The sequence below is a fragment of the Mycolicibacterium aubagnense genome (assembly GCF_010730955.1).
GTDB classification, from domain to species: Bacteria; Actinomycetota; Actinomycetes; order Mycobacteriales; family Mycobacteriaceae; genus Mycobacterium; species Mycobacterium aubagnense.
Window position 1 is genome coordinate 3,978,530 of sequence record NZ_AP022577.1, and the last position, 17,947, is coordinate 3,996,476.

The 17,947-nt window shown below is 64.4% G+C and carries 17 protein-coding genes; 9 read left to right on the forward strand and 8 right to left on the reverse strand.

Annotated features, from left to right (window positions below; all coding sequences use genetic code 11):
• Positions 1 to 86 precede the first annotated feature (86 nt).
• Positions 87 to 1,499, reverse strand: coding sequence for an aminotransferase-like domain-containing protein (locus G6N59_RS18980; protein WP_138228390.1), 1,413 nt, complete (start codon positions 1,497 to 1,499; stop codon positions 87 to 89).
• 78 nt (positions 1,500 to 1,577) lie between these two features.
• On the opposite strand from G6N59_RS18980, the gene G6N59_RS18985 reads away from it, so the two are divergent.
• The 7 genes from G6N59_RS18985 to G6N59_RS19015 all read left to right on the forward strand — a co-directional run bounded on the left by G6N59_RS18985 (position 1,578) and on the right by G6N59_RS19015 (position 9,523).
• Positions 1,578 to 2,225, forward strand: coding sequence for a pyridoxamine 5'-phosphate oxidase family protein (locus G6N59_RS18985; RefSeq protein ID WP_138228391.1), 648 nt, complete (start codon positions 1,578 to 1,580; stop codon positions 2,223 to 2,225).
• 192 nt (positions 2,226 to 2,417) lie between these two features.
• Complete coding sequence (gene dnaK, locus G6N59_RS18990; protein ID WP_138228392.1) at positions 2,418 to 4,280, forward strand: molecular chaperone DnaK; 1,863 nt, start codon at positions 2,418 to 2,420, stop codon at positions 4,278 to 4,280.
• A complete protein-coding gene (gene grpE, locus G6N59_RS18995) occupies positions 4,277 to 4,930 on the forward strand; it encodes a nucleotide exchange factor GrpE (protein WP_138228393.1) in 654 nt (217 codons plus the stop codon). Before dnaK ends, grpE begins: the two co-directional genes overlap by 4 nt.
• A 28-nt stretch (positions 4,931 to 4,958) precedes the next feature.
• On the forward strand, positions 4,959 to 6,149 hold the full coding sequence (gene dnaJ, locus G6N59_RS19000) for a molecular chaperone DnaJ (RefSeq protein WP_138228394.1): 1,191 nt from the start codon (positions 4,959 to 4,961) through the stop codon (positions 6,147 to 6,149).
• Positions 6,150 to 6,179: 30 nt separating this feature from the next.
• Positions 6,180 to 6,539, forward strand: a complete 360-nt coding sequence (locus G6N59_RS19005; RefSeq protein ID WP_138228395.1) for a heat shock protein transcriptional repressor HspR — start codon at positions 6,180 to 6,182, stop codon at positions 6,537 to 6,539.
• 161 nt (positions 6,540 to 6,700) lie between these two features.
• On the forward strand, positions 6,701 to 7,906 hold the full coding sequence (locus G6N59_RS19010) for a mannosyltransferase (protein ID WP_138228396.1): 1,206 nt from the start codon (positions 6,701 to 6,703) through the stop codon (positions 7,904 to 7,906).
• Positions 7,907 to 8,209: 303 nt separating this feature from the next.
• Positions 8,210 to 9,523, forward strand: coding sequence for a mannosyltransferase (locus tag G6N59_RS19015; protein ID WP_138228397.1), 1,314 nt, complete (start codon positions 8,210 to 8,212; stop codon positions 9,521 to 9,523).
• Between the two features lie 58 nt (positions 9,524 to 9,581).
• Here G6N59_RS19015 and G6N59_RS19020 read toward each other — a convergent pair whose 3' ends face one another.
• On the reverse strand, positions 9,582 to 10,400 hold the full coding sequence (locus G6N59_RS19020) for a hypothetical protein (RefSeq protein WP_138228398.1): 819 nt from the start codon (positions 10,398 to 10,400) through the stop codon (positions 9,582 to 9,584).
• A complete protein-coding gene (locus G6N59_RS19025) occupies positions 10,325 to 11,143 on the reverse strand; it encodes an EspK C-terminal domain-containing protein (protein ID WP_138228399.1) in 819 nt (272 codons plus the stop codon). The genes G6N59_RS19020 and G6N59_RS19025 overlap by 76 nt, the downstream gene beginning before the upstream one ends.
• A gap of 1,035 nt (positions 11,144 to 12,178) precedes the next feature.
• Between G6N59_RS19025 and G6N59_RS19030 the strand changes: the two genes are divergently transcribed.
• On the forward strand, positions 12,179 to 12,412 hold the full coding sequence (locus G6N59_RS19030) for a hypothetical protein (protein ID WP_138228400.1): 234 nt from the start codon (positions 12,179 to 12,181) through the stop codon (positions 12,410 to 12,412).
• Between the two features lie 236 nt (positions 12,413 to 12,648).
• On the opposite strand, the gene G6N59_RS19035 is transcribed toward G6N59_RS19030, so the two are convergent.
• The 4 genes from G6N59_RS19035 to G6N59_RS19050 form a co-directional block, all read right to left on the reverse strand.
• The gene (locus tag G6N59_RS19035) at positions 12,649 to 13,599 is read right to left on the reverse strand and encodes an ESX-1 system-associated protein (protein WP_138228401.1); all 951 of its coding nucleotides are present in this window, start codon (positions 13,597 to 13,599) and stop codon (positions 12,649 to 12,651) included.
• A gap of 206 nt (positions 13,600 to 13,805) precedes the next feature.
• The gene (locus G6N59_RS19040; RefSeq protein ID WP_138228402.1) at positions 13,806 to 14,654 is read right to left on the reverse strand and encodes a hypothetical protein; all 849 of its coding nucleotides are present in this window, start codon (positions 14,652 to 14,654) and stop codon (positions 13,806 to 13,808) included.
• Positions 14,655 to 14,729: 75 nt separating this feature from the next.
• Positions 14,730 to 15,020 (reverse strand): WXG100 family type VII secretion target, encoded by a 291-nt coding sequence (locus G6N59_RS19045; RefSeq protein ID WP_138228403.1) that lies wholly within the window; start codon positions 15,018 to 15,020, stop codon positions 14,730 to 14,732.
• 10 nt (positions 15,021 to 15,030) lie between these two features.
• Positions 15,031 to 15,333: a WXG100 family type VII secretion target gene (locus G6N59_RS19050; RefSeq protein WP_138228404.1), complete on the reverse strand. Its 303-nt coding sequence runs from the start codon at positions 15,331 to 15,333 to the stop codon at positions 15,031 to 15,033.
• A gap of 417 nt (positions 15,334 to 15,750) precedes the next feature.
• On the opposite strand from G6N59_RS19050, the gene G6N59_RS19055 reads away from it, so the two are divergent.
• Positions 15,751 to 17,199: a hypothetical protein gene (locus G6N59_RS19055; protein WP_163911483.1), complete on the forward strand. Its 1,449-nt coding sequence runs from the start codon at positions 15,751 to 15,753 to the stop codon at positions 17,197 to 17,199.
• A 3-nt stretch (positions 17,200 to 17,202) separates the two neighbouring features.
• Here the strand turns inward: G6N59_RS19055 and G6N59_RS19060 are convergent, their stop codons facing one another.
• Positions 17,203 to 17,946: a potassium channel family protein gene (locus G6N59_RS19060; protein WP_138228406.1), complete on the reverse strand. Its 744-nt coding sequence runs from the start codon at positions 17,944 to 17,946 to the stop codon at positions 17,203 to 17,205.
• Position 17,947 lies beyond the last annotated feature (1 nt).

A 17,947-nucleotide genomic window follows, 5' to 3' on the forward strand; every position in this document is an offset into this window, starting at 1 on the left:
TACGCCGGCCCGTTGCCGGCATCCGCGAACCTTTACGGGGGCCGAGTAAGGGGTGCCCGGTCAACCCGCACCGTTCTCGAGCTGCGCTACTTGATCGCCGCGGCAATGGCCTCGGCGAAGCGCTGTGCGGTCGCTCGGTTGATCCGCGCGAAATTGACCGCAAGACCGTTGATCTCGGCTCCGGATCGTTGCGGAAAGGCGGAGAGTGGCGCGACGATCAGGCCGTCGGCGTTGAGCCGTTGGGCAATGTCGCGGTCGCGGTGTCCGTCGGGCAGCAGGATGGCGACGTGCAGCCCCGCCTGGACGCCGAGCACCTCCAGGTTGGGGCACCGCGCTTCGAGCTCGGTGATCAGAATGTCACGGCGGCAACGATATTCACGGCCGGACCGGGCGAGATGCCGTTGCAGGTCCCCGGCGGTGATCAGTTCGGTGAGGGCGATGCGGGTGATGGTGGACACCGCGATGCGGTGATCGTGAAGATAGGTCTGGACCGCGTCGCATAGGGGTAGTGGCGGCACCAACCAGGCCGCGCCCAGGCTCGAGGCGAGGATTTTGGACGCGGTGCCGACGTAGGCGACGTGTGCTCCGGCGCCGGGAATCGATCTGATGGCCGGCAGTGGCGCAACGCCATAGCGGAACTCGCCGTCGTAGTCGTCTTCGATGACGATCGACCCGGTTCGCTTGGCCCACGCAACGAGCTCGGCCCGCCGATTCACCGAAAGTCGGTGTCCGAGTGGGTACTGGTGCGCAGGTGTCGTGTAGACGATGCCGGCCTCGTCGCCGAGCTCGTCGACGCATAGCCCGTCCTGGTCGACGGGAATGAAGGTCGTGTCCAAACCGGCGCGGGTGAACTCTTCCGCCGCGGCGGGGTAGCAGGGCGATTCGAGATAGCAGCGGCTGAGGCCACTGACGGCAGCCAGTGTCTGGACGGCGGCAGTCGATCCGGGAATGTCGAAAACAGTGTGGGTGTCGACACCCCGGTTGATGCGGAGGTGGTGGGCCATGGCGGCCGTGAACGCGTCGTCGGGGCCTTCCCATGGGGAGACCGCTGTGGGTCGGGACGCCGCCGCAGCTCGCCAGGCGCGGGTCCAGGCCCGCATGTCGATGAGTCCGGTGTCAGGGGACCCGGGGCGCAGGTCAACGAGGTTCTCGGTCGGGCGCCGAGCGTCATGCGCTGCCGGGGCGGGTGCTGTGTCGTCGAGGCGGGGCGTGCGGCTGGACAGCCCGGCCCGGGCGGCCGCCGTGGCGCCGGCGGTGGTCCGGGTGCCGGCGCCGGGCACGCCTTCGAGAAATCCGGCAGCGACCAGTTCGTCGTAGGCGGCCGCGACCATCGTTCGCGACGCCCCGAGGTCGTGGGCCAGCGCGCGGGTGGACGGCAACCAGTCCCCGTCGCCGACCTGCCCGGCAGCAATCAACGCCACCAGCTGACTCGCGATCGACCTGGCGCTGAGGTCGGCGGTGTCGAGAGGGAGATGCACCAGCCGGGTGTGACGGGCCACCCCGGCAGCATACTGGCCTGACAAAAAACATCATTTCTGGCCATTCAGACAAGGCCGCAATCATGGTGATCTTGAATCATGGAGACGCTCAACCGCAAGTACGGCCGACAGTCCACGGCGCGCGCCGCCCTCGACGAGTTCCTCGATGGGCAATGGTGGGGCGTGCTGAACGTCGGCGACGTGGCGCGCCCGAACGGCATGGTCCGGCCACTTGCGGTGCCGACGTTGTACGTCCGTCACGAGGACCGGATTCTCCTCCACGGCTCGACCGGCGCGGGCACGCTGGGCGTCAAGGGCGCGGGGCGGCAAGTTGCCTTCTGTGTGACGGCCATGGATGCACTTGTGTTGGCGCACAGCACTTTTGACTCGTCGGTTCACTATCGGTCCGCAGTGCTGTACGGCGAGGTGCAACCCGCGCGCCGTGAGGATCGGGCGGCCTTGCTCGAGCGCTTCAGCGAGCTGCTGATCCCCGGGCGTACCGCCGAGGTGCGCGCGATGTTGCCGAAGGAGATCGCGGCGACCAACGTCATCTCGCTGCCGATCGTCGACGGCGACTGGGTCTACAAGGTCAACGGCGGCCCCATGGCCGAACCTGACGAGGAGACCACCGCGTGGGCCGGCATCGTGCCGTTCTCCGTCACCTACGGGGAGCCCCAGCGGGCGGACTGGTCGACGGCGGATTTGCCGGACTCGGTGCGGGCGATGGTCGCCGCGGGAGGCGCCTGACCGGCGTAGATGGGGGCCGGATAGGCATTGTTGGGGAATCGGGAATAGATCGCGAACCGCTCAAGTTGGACTCACCGACAACAAGTTGAGTGCACTTGGCTCAAGTTCGGCTTGACAGGCGGCCCCGTCCGATAGCAAGCTTGAGCGCAGTTCGCTCAGATTAACCAACAATGTCTATCAGGAGGCATCACTATGGCTCGTGCGGTCGGTATCGACCTCGGGACCACCAACTCGTGCGTCGCGGTGCTCGAGGGTGGCGACCCCGTCGTCGTCGCGAACTCGGAGGGCTCCCGGACCACCCCGTCGGTCGTGGCGTTCGCGCGCAACGGCGAGGTGCTGGTCGGCCAGCCCGCCAAGAACCAGGCAGTGACCAACGTCGACCGGACCATCCGTTCGGTGAAGCGGCACATCGGCACCGACTGGACTGTCGAGATCGATGGCAAGAACTACACCTCGCAGGAGATCAGCGCGCGCACGCTCCAGAAGCTGAAGCGCGACGCGGAGGCGTACCTCGGTGAGGACATCACCGACGCCGTGATCACGGTCCCGGCCTACTTCAACGACGCCCAGCGTCAGGCCACCAAGGAAGCCGGCCAGATCGCCGGCCTGAACGTGCTCCGCATCGTCAACGAGCCGACCGCGGCCGCCCTGGCCTACGGCCTGGACAAGGGCGAGAAGGAGCAGACCATCCTGGTCTTCGACCTCGGTGGCGGCACTTTCGACGTCTCGCTGCTGGAAATCGGTGAGGGCGTCGTCGAGGTCAAGGCGACCTCCGGTGACAACCACCTCGGTGGTGACGACTGGGACCAGCGCATCGTCGACTGGCTGGTGGAGAAGTTCAAGGGCACCAGCGGCATCGACCTGACCAAGGACAAGATGGCGATGCAGCGTCTGCGTGAGGCTGCCGAGAAGGCCAAGATCGAACTGAGCTCGAGTCAGAGCACCTCGATCAACCTGCCGTACATCACGGTCGACGCGGACAAGAACCCGCTGTTCCTCGATGAGCAGCTGACCCGCTCGGAGTTCCAGCGCATCACCCAGGATCTGCTGGATCGCACCCGTAAGCCGTTCCAGCAGGTCATCAAGGACGCCGGCATCTCGGTCTCCGACATCGACCACGTGGTCCTCGTCGGTGGCTCGACCCGTATGCCCGCCGTCACCGAACTGGTCAAGGAACTGACCGGTGGCAAGGAGCCCAACAAGGGCGTCAACCCGGACGAGGTCGTGGCCGTCGGCGCCGCGCTGCAGGCCGGTGTGCTCAAGGGTGAGGTGAAAGACGTTCTGCTGCTTGACGTCACCCCGCTGTCCCTCGGTATCGAGACCAAGGGTGGCGTGATGACCAAGCTGATCGAGCGCAACACCACCATCCCGACCAAGCGGTCCGAGACCTTCACCACGGCCGACGACAACCAGCCGTCGGTGCAGATTCAGGTCTTCCAGGGTGAGCGCGAAATCGCCGCGCACAACAAGCTGCTCGGCAGCTTCGAGCTGACCGGCATCCCGCCGGCTCCGCGTGGCGTGCCGCAGATCGAGGTCACCTTCGACATCGACGTCAACGGCATCGTGCACGTCACCGCCAAGGACAAGGGCACCGGCAAGGAAAACACGATCAAGATCCAGGAAGGCTCCGGCCTGTCCCAGGAGGAGATCGACCGGATGATCAAGGACGCCGAGGCGCACGCGGAAGAGGACAAGAAGCGTCGCGAAGAGGCTGACGTCCGCAACCAGGCCGAGTCGCTGGTCTACCAGACGGAGAAGTTCGTCAAGGACCAGCGTGAAGCCGAGGGTGGCTCGAAGGTCCCCGAGGACACCTTGACCAAGGTCGACGGTGCCATCGCCGAGGCCAAGACCGCGCTCGCCGGCACCGACATCGCCGCCATCAAGACGGCCATGGAGAAGCTGGGCGTCGAGAGCCAGGCCCTGGGCCAGGCGATCTACGAGGCCACCCAGGCCGAGCAGGGCGCCGGTGCTGGTGCGGGTGCCCCGGGTGCCGGTGCGGCTGACGACAACGTCGTGGACGCCGAGGTCGTCGAGGACGATCAGGAGCACAAGTGACGCGTCCGGAAAACTTCGGCGACGATTCGAACGAGCCGGTGACCATCACCGACAAGCGGCGCATCGATCCGGAAACCGGCGAAAAGCGTGAGGGCGCTCCGGCGTCGGCCCCTGAGGGGTCGGCGCCGGGCTCCCCGGCCTCCGGTGAGGCCGCCGAGTCTCCGGTGTCCGATGAAGCCGCCGAGCTCAAGGCAGACCTGCAGCGGCTCAAGGCCGAGTACGACAACTACCGCAAGCGCGCGGGCCGTCAGGAGCATGCCGCGGTAGAGCGGACCAAAGGTCTTGTCGTGCAGCACTTTTTGCCGGTGCTCGACGATCTCGAGCGGGCCCGCACGCACGGCGACCTGGAATCCGGACCGTTGAAGTCCGTGGCGGACAAGCTTTCCGGAGTGTTGGAGGGCCTCGGCCTGACGTCGTTCGGTGAAGAGGGCGACGAGTTCGACCCGTCGCTGCACGAGGCCGTTCAGCACGAGGGGGACGGTTCCAACCCGGTGTTGGGCACCGTCATGCGTCGCGGCTACAAGCTCGGTGATCATGTGCTGCGGCACGCGATGGTCGGTGTCGTCGACGCCGGACCCGCAGCTGATGCGCCCGACACGCCCTCCAATGCCACCGCTGCGACTGAACAGAAACCAGAATCAAACGAGTAACCGAGCGACGCTGAGGAGGTGACGCGACATGGCTCAACGTGAATGGGTCGAGAAGGACTTCTACAAGGAACTCGGCGTCACCTCTGACGCCACGAAGGATGAGATCAAGCGCGCCGCGCGCAAGGTGCTGGCCGACAACCATCCGGACCGCAACCCGAACAACCCGGCGGCCGAGGAACGCTACAAGGCAGCGACCGAGGCCAAGGAAGTTCTCACCGACGACGCCAAGCGTGCCGAATACGACGAAACCCGAAGGCTTTTCGCCAACGGGGGATTCGGCCGCCGCTTCGGTGGCGGCGGTGGCGGTGGCGGCTTCGGAGGTTTCGGCGGCGACACGTCGGAGTTCAACCTGGGCGACCTGTTCGACCAGGCCGGGCAGACCGGCGGCGCCAACATCGGTGACCTGTTCGGCGGCCTGTTCGGCCGAGGCGCGCAGCAGCCGCGCCCCAGCCGGCCGCGCCGCGGCAACGACCTGGAAACCGAAACCGAGCTGAGTTTCCTCGAAGCGACCAAGGGCGTGGCGATGCCGCTGCGTCTGACCAGCCCGGCACCCTGCACCAACTGCCACGGCAGCGGCGCGCGCCCGGGCACCAGCCCGAAGGTGTGCCCGAACTGCAACGGCGCCGGCGTCATCAACCGCAACCAGGGTGCGTTCGGCTTCTCGGAGCCCTGCACCGAGTGCCGTGGCACGGGCTCGATCATCGAGTACCCGTGTGATGAGTGCCGAGGCACCGGCGTCTCCACCCGGACGCGCACCATCAACGTGCGCATCCCTCCGGGGGTGGTCGACGGTCAACGCATCCGGCTGGCGGGTCAAGGCGAAGCGGGTCTCCGCGGGGCACCCTCGGGCGACCTGTACGTCACCGTGCACGTCCGGCCCGACAAGGTGTTCGGCCGTGACGGTGATGACCTGACTGTCACCGTTCCGGTGAGCTTCCACGAGTTGGCTTTGGGGACAACACTTTCCGTGCCGACGCTGGAAGGCAAGGTCGGTGTGCGCGTGCCGAAGGGTACGTCCGACGGCCGCATCCTGCGGGTCCGTGGGCGCGGTGTGCCCAAGCGTGGCAGCGCCGGTGGCCATGGCGACCTGCTGGTCACGGTGAAGGTGGCCGTGCCGCCGAACCTCGAGGGCGAAGCGGCCGAGGCGTTGGAGGCGTACGCAAAGGCGGAGCGGGCCAGTGGATTTGATCCGCGGGCCGGTTGGGCAGGGTCGCTGTGATGAGCGCTTGCGCGACGAACCGAGGACACGATGAGCGCCCGGCGTAAGACAGAGGAAGCCCGTACCTTCCTGATTTCGGTGGCCGCCGAGCTGGCCGGTATGCACGCACAGACGTTGCGGACATACGACCGGCTCGGCCTGGTCAGCCCCCAGCGCACCTCGGGCGGCGGTCGACGGTATTCGCAGCACGACGTCGACCTGCTGCGCGAGGTGCAGCGGCTGTCCCAGGACGAGGGCGTCAACCTGGCCGGCATCAAGCGCATCATCGAGCTGACCAATCAGGTCGAGGCACTGCAGGCTCGGCTGTCCGAGGTGACGGCCGAACTCGAACGCGTCCGCAAGCCCAGCACCGCACTGGTGCTGTGGCAGCCGCGGCGCGGAAGCAAGTAACCCAGCAACTGGCGGTCAGTTTGGCCGCAGCGTGCTCATCCCTTTATTCTTTGCCCAGGTTCAATATCTGGCAAATGAGCAGGCCGAAATTCAGCCCGAGGGGACGTCCTACATCATGGCAGAACTGGTGACGCTGGGCTCGATCGTCCGAACGGGCCCTCGTGCTTGACGTCGCGCCGCTAACCGACCGCCGCCGGCGTCTGGCACCGGCGCTGTTGATTGTCAGTGCCGTAGTTCTGCTCGCCGTGACCATCCCTAGCGCGCCCAATTTGGTCGACTTGCACGTCTACATCCTGGGTGGCGCAGCGCTGGAGCACCCCAACACGCTGTATTCGCTGGTCTATTCCGGCCAGTCGCCGATGGCGGGTCAGTCACCGACCGAGCCGTTGCCGTTCATTTATCCGCCGTTCGCCGCGATGCTGTTCTACCCGCTGAAGTTTCTGCCGTTCGCAGTGGCCGGGCTGTTGTGGCAGTTGGGAATCCTGGCTGCGACGTACGGGATCGTGCGTATGGCGCAGCTTCTGGTGGGTAATGGCGGACGTCAAGAGGCGATGCTGTGGACTGCGGGTGTTATCTGGCTCGAGCCGGTGCGGGTTTGCTTGAACATGGGGCAGCTCGGGGTTTTCCTGACCCTCGCTGTGATGTACGCGGCGTACAGCACCAGATGGTGGGTGTCGGGTCTGCTGGTTGGGTTGGCCACAGGCGTGAAACTGACCCCGGCGATCTCCGGCTTCTACTTCGTCGGGATGCGCCGCTGGGCAGTAGCCGTGACTTCGGCAGTGGTATTCATTGCCACGGTGGGTCTGTCGGCGCTCCTGGTGCCGAGTGAGACGCGCTTCTACTTCACTGGTCTGATCGGCAAGTTTGCGGTCCCGGTGGGCACCGCTATCAACCAATCCTGGAGTGGTGCCATTTTCAGGATTCTGGGGTACGACGCTGGACACGGGCCGCTGGTCCTGTCAGTGCTCGCCGTTACGGCTGTGTTGGCCGTGCTGGCATGGCAGGCGCTGGGCGCGGGTGCGCAGACGCGCGACCGGTTGGGCTCGTTGTTGGTCGTCGAGATTTTCGGGCTGCTCGCGTCACCGATTTCCTGGGTGCACCACTGGATCTGGTTGGTGCCGTTGATCATCTGGTTTTTTACGGGCGTGTGGCGCGACAAACCGGGCGCCCGGGTACTCGGGTGGGTATGGGTCGGGGTGACGTTCGTCAGCATTCCCAGTCTGCTGGCGCTCGCCGAGCCTGGCTTGTGGCAGTTCAGCCGACCGTGGTACCAAGCGTGGGCCGGCTTGATCTACGTCGTTGTGGCTATGGCGACGCTGGGCTGGATGGTGGTGACGGGTCGTCGCGTAGCGGTGGCGACTCCATGAAGCCAAACCGCCGCGACAGGTGATTGGGCTATTTCGACGTGCGCCCACATTCGATTGCTGCCCAATTTCTGTAATTTTGTGGCATCGCAGTCGCCGAACATGCCGACCCCGGAAGTAAGTAAGCCGACCTCCGGACATTGCTGGCCTTCCGGGTTTTCCCAGCTGAGCCCCGCAATGATGTCTGCCATAATTTGCTGATTTTGAATTGTCTTGCGGGGCAATAACTATCGGCGCCCAAAGTACTGCAACAAGGCGCTCTTGTATCTAATCTAGACGCGACGAACGTCGACGCGTGGGGGATACATGGGCGCCTTGACAGGCTGGGGAACGCAGCGCTGGCAGTCGCTGGCTCCGCTGGTGCTATTGATAAGCGCAGTGGTGTCCGTGGTGGTCAGCAGCATGACCGACCCGATCGACTTCCATATCTATGTGGCCGGCGGTGCGGCGCTGGATCATCCGGCCACGCTCTATGACGCGGCCTATCTGGATCCGGCACACAACGAGACGATGCCGTTCGTCTACCCACCGTTCGCCGCGATGGTGTTCTACCCGCTGCATCTGCTGCCCTTTTGGCTGGTGGCCCTCGCGTGGCGGGTGGGCATCGTTGCCGCGCTGTATGCCGTTGTCCGCATCAGCCAGAAGATGATCGACGCCGACAACAAGCGCGCCGCCATGCTGTGGACCGCCGGTGCGCTGTGGTTCGAACCGATCGTCGGCAACATCAAGCACGCCACCATCGGAGTCTTCCTGCTGCTGATAGTCATGGCCGCGGCCTACAGCTCGCGGTGGTGGCTGTCGGGCCTACTCGTCGGGCTGGGCGCGGGCGTGAAGCTGACCCCGGCGATCACCGGCCTGTACTTCGTCGGGATGCGGCGCTGGGCGGCCGCGGCGTTCTCGGCGGTGGTGTTCTTCGCGACGCTCGGCGTCTCGTATCTTGTTGCGGGAGACAGGGTTCGGTACTTCTTCACCGACTGGATCGGCAAGGACCGGCTCTTCACCATCGGCAACGTCTACAACCAGTCCTGGCGTGGTGGCATCGCTCGCGTGCTGGGCTACGACCCTGGGATGGGCGCGTATTGGGCGGTGGCCGTCGCCTTCACCGCGACGTTGGCCGCTGCGGCGTGGTGGGCGCTGGGCTTGTATCCGCTGCAGCGTGATCGGCTGGGGTCGCTGCTGGTCGTCGTGCTGTTCGAGCTGCTCGCCTCGCCGGTCTCGTGGACCGCGCACTGGGTGTTGGTGGTGCCACTGCTGGTCTGGCTGCTCCACGGGCCGTGGCGCGACCAGCCGGGCGCGCGGGCGCTGTGGTGGGTGTGGCTGACCGTGGCGGTCACCGCCGTGCCCAACGCACTCGCGACCCTGCAGACGAATCGCTGGGAGATCAGCCGTCCCTGGTACGAGGCCTGGGCGGGACTGATCTATCCGATTCTGACGGTGGCGACCCTGGGCTGGATCGTCGCCACCGGAGTCCGGGCCAGGCGGGCATTGACGGCCGCGGATCTGCCGCCACTCACGGTGGGCGCGGCGGTCCGGGAATCCGGCGACGCGCAGGTGTCGGCCAAGAGTGGTGGTAATGACAAAGAACGCGCAGGCGTGGAAAGCCGGGCTATCGGCGGCTGACGGAGCTAAGGCAGCTCCGGGATGGCGCCCGCACGCAGCGGCGGCTGGGTGCGAAGCTTCAGAGGGCTTGGCGGTCCACCTGATCAGGCGTGTGGAAGAAATCTCGGTCGCCTTCACGGTCGTCGAACATGCCCGCTTGTTCCAAGAGCCGGAAGAACGCTCGATATAGCCGACGGTAGATCACCAATTCTTGGTCGATCAGAGCTGCCACCCACGGGTTGTGCTCGGGCGTGGCAGCCAACCCTCCGACGCAATCCAGTTGCACGCGAAGTGGTTCCTGATCGCGGTGGGTAGTGAAAACTTCGCCGACCGCAAGCAGCACCCCATAGAACGGGTCGTCAGGCACACACGGAATGCGGCCGAAGTCGATGTCCAGGAACGCAAATGTGGCCCGCCGGATGCACTCGGCGGCCGCGAGGACGGCGCGGTTCAGGTCGTCGTCGTCAGCCGCGGCGATGATGTCGACAGTGAGGTTGAACCAGGACTGCTGCCGCCGCCAATGATCGAGGATTCCCCGAACCCATTTTCCGACTACTGGCGCATCGCGCTCAAAGAGCTTTGCGGCGTGCCGGTCGATCGACTCGATAGTGGCGTCCGCATCAATGTTCAAAACCCACGGTTGGCGGAGATGCGCAATCCGCTCAACCACCTCGCGGCTGGCAGCGCCGACCGCAGCTGCATGGCTGGCGTCATCGCCAGTGGCGATCGCTGATAGCAACTGGATGTCCATGTGCCGATAGAGCTCCGGGAAGACCTCGAACGGCTTGACGGCGGTGCGCTCCCACTCGCCGCTGCGGTCACTCACGCCTGAACGCTGCCAAGAACAGGATTCGTGGCGTCCTGGCAGATCGACGAAACGTGTTGCCAGTAAATCCAATCCGACATTGCCTCGCGCTGTGCAGCCACGTGGGGCGCGGTATACGCCTTGTACAGCTCGACGTTTTGCATGTGGTCTGCGTAAGCGATGAGCTTGGTCAGGTGATCGATCGGGCCATTGGTGCCGGTGGTGCGCAGCAGCGGCTTGATGGTCTCCACCCAGAGCTTCATCGTCTGCTTGGCGTCGGGTGGCGCATCCTGCACCGGCCGAGGCGGCAGCGCCTCGTACAGCGTGACGTCAGACCATTCCTCAAGTCGCGCAGCGGCTTCCGGGGCAATCACTTGCAGTCGGGACCGACCCTGCATGGTGCCATCGGCCGGGATGTCGTCAGGCGCCAACTCCTCGGCGTGCATGCTCGATTTGTATGGCTTGACGTCTTCGGGCGTGCCAATGATCGCGCGCAGCGTCTTGCCGTGGAACTGTGCCCAACCTTGTATCGCCAGGAATGGGAAATTCACCCAGCGGCCGCGCTCAGCTGGCGAGATCGCCTCGTCCGCACTGACCAGCGTCACCTGTCCCGGAAGCTTCACCCCGTCGGGGATGTAACCAATGCCGTATGAGTTGGCCGCCAGAATCTGGCCCTCAGACGTGACACCGACTGCCCACACGAATTGATAGCTCGCCGCTGGGATAGACGGCGGCGCATGCAATGCCGCGGAAATGCGCCGCGCGATCTCGATATCCGCGTCAGTATTCCCTGCCGACTTTCGTTGCAAAAGGCCGGCTTTCGCCGCTGCTGCCATGGCATCGCGCTCTGCGCGGGCCGGGCTGACCGGGATCGGCGCGGCTGCCGCAGCCTGCTGGTTGTTCGTGCCGGCGGCTGCGACACTGGGACCCGCAGGTCCGACGGGACCGCCCTGTCCGGGTTGTGCGACCGGTGCCGCCGGAGACGGCGTTGGAGCAGGGCCCAACGGAGCCGCGGGCGCAGCCGGCGTAGCAGCAGCTGGGCCCCCGACGGAACCGCCGCCACCAGCTGCCGACGCGGCGCCGACGGGAGCAGAGCTTGTCCCGGACGTGCCGCCGGCCGCGCCAGTTGGTGTTGCCGGAGGAGGCGTGGTCGGTTGTTGCGTCGCCGGTTGAGCCGAGGCCAGCGGCTGTGAAGCGTTCCCCGCTCCGCTCTGTAAACCCTGGCCGAACTGCTGCAACCCCTGCTGCAGTGGATTAGTCGGTTGACCGCCGGGTGTCTGCGCTCCGGTTGGCTGGCTGCTGGGGTTGCCCGACTGCTGCGCACCGGGGGTGCCACCGAGACCACTCGGAGAACCGCCACCTCCGGTGCTTGTGCTCGTCGTCGGTGTCCCTCCGCCTCCACTGGCTACGGTTCTGGTCGCCGGCTGTGATGGTGCTGCGACGACATTAGCTGGGGCACCGCCGGGGGTCTGTGGGTTCGCCGTTTGCGTGACGACCGGTGTTCCTGCGGGGTTTGACGGCTGAGGGTTTGCGGATGCTGCGGCGTCCGGAGCCCTGGGTGTCGCGGGGGCAGCCGGTGCCGGGGCGGGCGGGGTAACTTCCGCCTGTGGATCAGCGGCTATTGAGGGCCCCTCGCCGCGCGTCACTGGGGCAGGAAGCGTATCGGTCTTTGAGGAAGGGGGCGGCGCGGGAGGGCGCTTCTCAGACTTTGGATCGGCAGAGGCTGGATCTCCTTCACCGCGAGGAGTGGCGGGCGGTGCTGAAGTGCCCCCCGGCAGAGACCCCGGTGGCGGCTGCAGTTCATTTGGCAGGCCGCTACTAAGGAGCTGTTGCTCATTTATCGGAGGTTTGTAAGCCGATGGGTTCGCGACATGACCAGCTGCATCGGAAATGGCCTTGATATTGTCGCTATGGCACTGGATTTTCCTATTGTGAACCTTTGTGTCGTAGTCGGGGTCATCCTGCGACAGTTTGTTGATATAGGACTTCGCAGCGTTGACGTTGTTTATAATCTTGTCTTTGGCGCCAGCGATGGCTTGGGCCATATCGTTGTTCCAGTTTGCGGCAAGCGTCAACTGATTCTGAAGCGCGGCGAAGTTAGTTAGTATCTGTCCGCCTTTGCTGTCGGCGGCACCCGCAGCCCCCCCGGACCAGCTGTCGCCACCGTTGTGGAACGTATCTCGATGCTTGTGACTCCACGGCGTGGATCCGCTATTCACCAGGTTCTGAAGTGCGCGGACGCAATCCTGAGCGACTTGATAGAAGCGAGTCTCGCTGCTATCAGGCCAACCGCCCGGATTCAACATGTCGTCGGCTCCGGTGGGTTTCGGTCGATCTCCCATTAAGCTACCCCAGCGGCGGTGCATGCAGCACTAATGCCTGCCGAAGCGCGCCGGAATACGTTGTACAGGTAGGTATCTGCACTTGTATAGGTTGGCATTCCTTGAATAAATGCACGCCCATACTGCGCCGCGAGAACTCCGAAATCCTGGATAACAGGATTTGCGCTGCCTCTCCCCAGTCTCTCGAAGGTATCGGACGCTGTGGCAAGTAGCGGCTCGACGGCGTCGTTTTCGGACTTGTACTGCGGTGACCAGTCGCTCGCAGGAATATTTAGATCTTCGTTCTTCCATGCCGTGTAAATTGGATTGGCATCTAGCTGCTTGACGGCAGTGTTCCAATCGGCGCAGCCAGGATCGGGCGATGTCAAGAATTGAACTGGCTTTTCAACATCGTCTAGCGGCGCAATTTTTTCGGGAGGCGCTACCGGTGTGACTAGCGGCCCGCGGGCAGCTGCAGAACCAAACGTGATTGCCTGACATATCCCTGTGATTGTCATGCCTAGTGTCACGCCGGTGGTCACTAAATTGAAATCTTCCGGTGCGTAATTCGGTACCTTGCTGACGAATGCGTGCATATACGCCACATACTGCTGATAAAGCTCACGCATGACCCGATGCGTGGTTATCTTTATGAGTGACGTTGCTTGATCGGCGGATTTTCCGAATGCTTCGGCTGACGTCTCGAATACAGTTCGCATATCCGGAGTCCATGCACTTGCAGAGATGGAGGGGTCTCGTCGTTCCCATCCGGCGTTTTTGGTGCTGTTCGCCAAGGTGTCATTAATCGGCCCCCACGGCGCGCACGAAGGATCTTCGGTGATCACGGAGACAGGGCCGGTGTCGTTAGCGCTGGCGATATCGGATTTCGAACCCGACGTCGGTGTACCACCGCCGTTCCCATTGTTCGAACCCTTGCCGCCCGCGCACGACACCGCCACAACGGCAGTCACCGCGATGACAGCAACTAGGGCGATCGCACCGAGGATCCACTTGAGCGGACCCTTCTTCTGAGGGGCGGGCGTGGGATTCGGCCACTGCGGTTGTGAGTTCCATTGGCCCTGCGGTCCCGGCCCCTGCCGTCCACCGGGGTACCCCTGCCAATTACCGGGCTGCTGCGGGGGTTGAGCACCCCACGGGCCGGACGGCGGTGGCTGGGTCACAGTTGTTCCTCCACATTGGGTCGGGTCGGAGCCGCATGGCGCGGTGCAGAAGAGGGGGGTACCGGGACGGCGCCTGAACCGTGGATCGGCGCGGCTGCATGCTTGCCCTCGACGGGGGCCTTGGGCTGCGCTTTCTCGGAGTGCGCCTGAGACTTGTCTTTGTCGTCTGCCGACTTCTTTTCGTCGTCGGCCTTCTTGTCTTCAGCAGCCTTCTGCTCAGCATCTTGCGGCTTGTCCTTCTCGGACTCGCCCTTCTTGCCGGCCATCTGGCCGATTTGCTGACCCACTTGCTGAGCCATCTGCATCGCTGCTTGAGGGATCGCGCCCGCCATCTGGGCCATCTGCATCGGCATCTGGAGCATTTGGCCACCCATCTGGCCGAGTTGGCTCAGCTGGCTCATCGGGTCGCCGCCAGCGCCAGGCGCACCTGCCGCTGCCGTAGACGTCGCACCGGCTTTGGCTGGATTGGCGGCACCGGCGGCCGATCCACCTCCGCTGCCTCCCCCTGGCGCACCACCACTGCCGCCGCCAGATCCTTGGCCTGCTGGATCGTCGAGCTTTTGTTTCAGCACGTCTGCCGCAGCTTGTTGGTCAGTCGTCGCGTACGTGGACGCCGCGTCCTTGATGTTCGCTGCGTAGGCAGCAGTCTCGGTTTTCAGCTTGGGTAAGCCCGTCGTTATCGGATCCGCGAACTTCGGGGCATTCGTCGCCGCGGCAGTCGACAGCGCATCCGAACCGGTCGGAATGTAGAACGCCGGAGCAGCCGGCACGGCGTCCGACGCTGCTTGAAACGCCTGACCGGCAGCGGCAAGTTGGGCCGTATCAACCTTCAACGTGGGCGTCACTTGACGCCCGCCTCGCGGTGTGCCGCCCCTAGTGAACGGTGACTACTCGACACCGAATTCCCCTCCCTGCGTCGGTCAGCCGAACTTGCCCTTGAGCTTCCCCTCGGCAGATTCCATCGAATCATGACCGCTCTGGATGGCGCCGATCAGCTTGTTCAACGCTTCCAGCGCAGCATCGGCCTTCTCGCCCCATGAGTGCTCGGCAGCTTGCCAGCCCTCGCGCGCGGTGCCGTGCCAGATGTCGCTGCTCACCAATTGGATTCGCGCGCGCTCCTCGACCAGGATGTCGTTCAACCGTTTGTGTTCATCCTTGAGGTCGCCGATCGTCTGCTCGATCTCCGCAAAATGCCATTCTTGCTCTGCCATTGACGTCCCCCTACAGATGCATTGCTTGGGTCAGGCCTGTAGCCGCATTGGCGTCGGTCGAGTCGTAGGCGGCTACCGCAGACTGAAGCTTCTCGGTGATCCCGCGTTGCTCGGTGCTCAACGCCGCCATCGCCTTTTTGTAGCTGTTCAGAGCAGCTTCGACGGCCTTACCGGTGTCGCCCTTCAGCGCCTTCGCGAAGTCATCGATGGCCCGCTGTACCTGCGTCTGATGCGAGTCGAGGTGGCCGATCGTCTCCTCGAGTTTCGCGACCTGATGCCGCAGCATCTGCGTATCGACCTTGACTGCGTCCACGCCGCCCCCCTTCGCACGACAACCCCGGGACCGATTTTACGCCCGGGGGCGTATCAGTCGTCCCAACCAAGGATAGTCGGCGGATGTAGGGGGTACCTGCACGAAATTGTCTGGAAGGCCAAGGTGCAGGCGCGACGGTTCCATCGGCTTTTAGCTGGCGCATCGCGGCGCCGATAGGATCTGCTCGCTGCCGACGGTCTAAGTTCAGCCTCGTACCGCCTTGCACTCGCGGTCTCGTCCCAACCACGTCAAGAACGATTCGCACAAGTGACCTCGACTAATGCCGCCTCCCGATTGTGGCCCGCCGTTGACGTTCGGTTGGGCGAACTGGTCGCTGGGTTGGATGCCATTGGGACTCAGCCAATCCCGTACGGAAAGTTGCCTGCTCGGGCACGAAATGCGTACGAATGTAGCTACGTGACGTGGTCCGACATCGCTGATGCGACGGTCGCGGACCTTCTGGGACCCCGATCGGCTGGTGTGCGAACTGTCGAGTCGATGGTGATGGCTGCTCGCGCGGCAGTGGCTCCGCAGCAGGAGACAGCCGACCCAACTCAGACAACCGCTACCGATGCGGCCAATCGGCTGCTGGATCGTCTCAGCACGCGTGACCGCAAGGTCCTGTGGGCGCGTGAATGGGCGCCGGCCAAGGTCACGCAGGAGCGCCTTGCGGCCGAGCTCGGCGTGCATCCGACCTGGCTCTGGCGAAACGAGAGTCGCATTCGATCACGGTTCGCCGAATTGCTCAGCGAGCCCGCCCACAGAGATGTCCGGCAGTCGGCGGCTGAACTGCGCCGCCGATTGGGTGTCTACGTTCCGCGCTCAACAGTCGAATCTGAGATTCGTCAGTTGGGCATGGAGCCGACGACTGAGGCGGCGTGGCTGTTGCTTCACGTTGCCGGGCAGTACAGAGAACACGACGGTTGGTTCGAAAACGTTTCACAGGGCGGACGTCGACGGGTCGATGCTTCTGTCCGCAGGCTCCTTCGTGCCGAGCCCGGTCAGACCCTGGAAACGCTGACTCGGGAGCTGGCAGCCGAGGGAATGCGGCGAGATGCGGTTCCTGCATATCTGGACACGCTGGCGCTGAGCAGGATTGGCGGGGCGTACCTGCCGTCACGCTCTGGGCTCAGGGCCAAGATCGCAGCGGTATTGGACGCTGTCGGTCGGCCGATGACTGCTGAAGAAATCAGCGGCGTGGTGGGGGATTCGGTGGGCGCCAAATCTGTACTGAAAGCGTTGCACGGAAACGACAGATTCACGCGAACGAGCCGAACCAGATGGGCCTTGGCTGGATGGAACCATCGCGAGTACGGCGGCATTGCGCAAGAACTGACCACGCGCATCGAGGCGGCCGGAGGGCGCGTGCTTGTCAGCGAGTTGCTCGACGACATGCGTGCGGCGCTCCCTGACGTCAAGGAAAGCTCGATCCGTACGTATCTCGCGACCCTCGCATTCGTGACGGAAGGTGGCATGGTGCGCCTTCGGCGCCGAGGCGACCCGTGGCCGTCTATTCCGGGGGTGGAAGCTGTGCCCACGGCGTTTCGTCGGTCAGACGGCTGCATCGGAATCGCAGTCCCGGTAACGACACACGTTCTGCGTGGTTCTGGACTGTCCATCGATTCGCCTGTTGCACAAGCGATTGGCGTGGCTCCGGGGCACAGTCGCGACTTTGAAACGGACTTCGGGGTTGTGCCTGTTACGTGGGATCTAGATGAGCCCGCTGCACCCAACATGGGCTCGGTTCGACAACTCGCCAGCGCAGCGGGTGCTGGACTCGGTGATTCCCTGGTGCTGATCTTCGACCCAGCCAAAGGCACCCTGCGTGCAGACTGCGTTCAAGGAAGCGGCGCAGGTCAGGAGTGAGACTCAGTTGACCGGGGTTGCATCACTACTTACCTTGGCGCGCAACAACTCCCGTAACTCCGCAATCTCACCCCGTAGCTGGTCGATGTGCGCCGCGGTGGCGGCGCCTTGCTTCTGATCGTCATCCGACACCGTCTGCACGATCCACGACGCGATGGTCGCCGTGATGGAACCGACCAGGCTGATCCCACCAATCATCATGAGACTGGCCATGACTCGTCCCGTGGTGGTGACGGGATACATGTCGCCGTAGCCGACCGTGGTGATCGTGGTCATCGCCCACCACACGGCCAGGCCGAAGCTCGTGATGTGGGCGTCCGGAGCCGCGCGCTCGGCGTCGTACACCGCCAGCGCCCCGACGTACACCAACAGCACGGCACCAGAAATGGTGTAGATGATCACCTTGCCGCGGATGGCGTTGCCGATGGCCTTCTGCATGGCGCTGACCAATACGACCAGCCGGATCAGACGGAGCGGTCGCAGCAGGGGGAGCAGCACCACGGCCAGGTCGACCAGATGCCGAAGGAACCACTGCTTGCGGTCGGGGGCCAGGTACAGCCGCGCCGCATAGTCGGCGGTGAACACCGCCCACGCCAACATGGTCACCAGGCTCAGGAGATGTGCGACAAGGCCCTTCGGCTGGACGAGGACGTCGATGCTGTACGCGGCAAGGAACAGGGCGGCGACGGCGGCCAGCGGCCATTCCGCGCGATGTTCCCACCTGTCGAGGCGGTCTTGCGTAGTCACG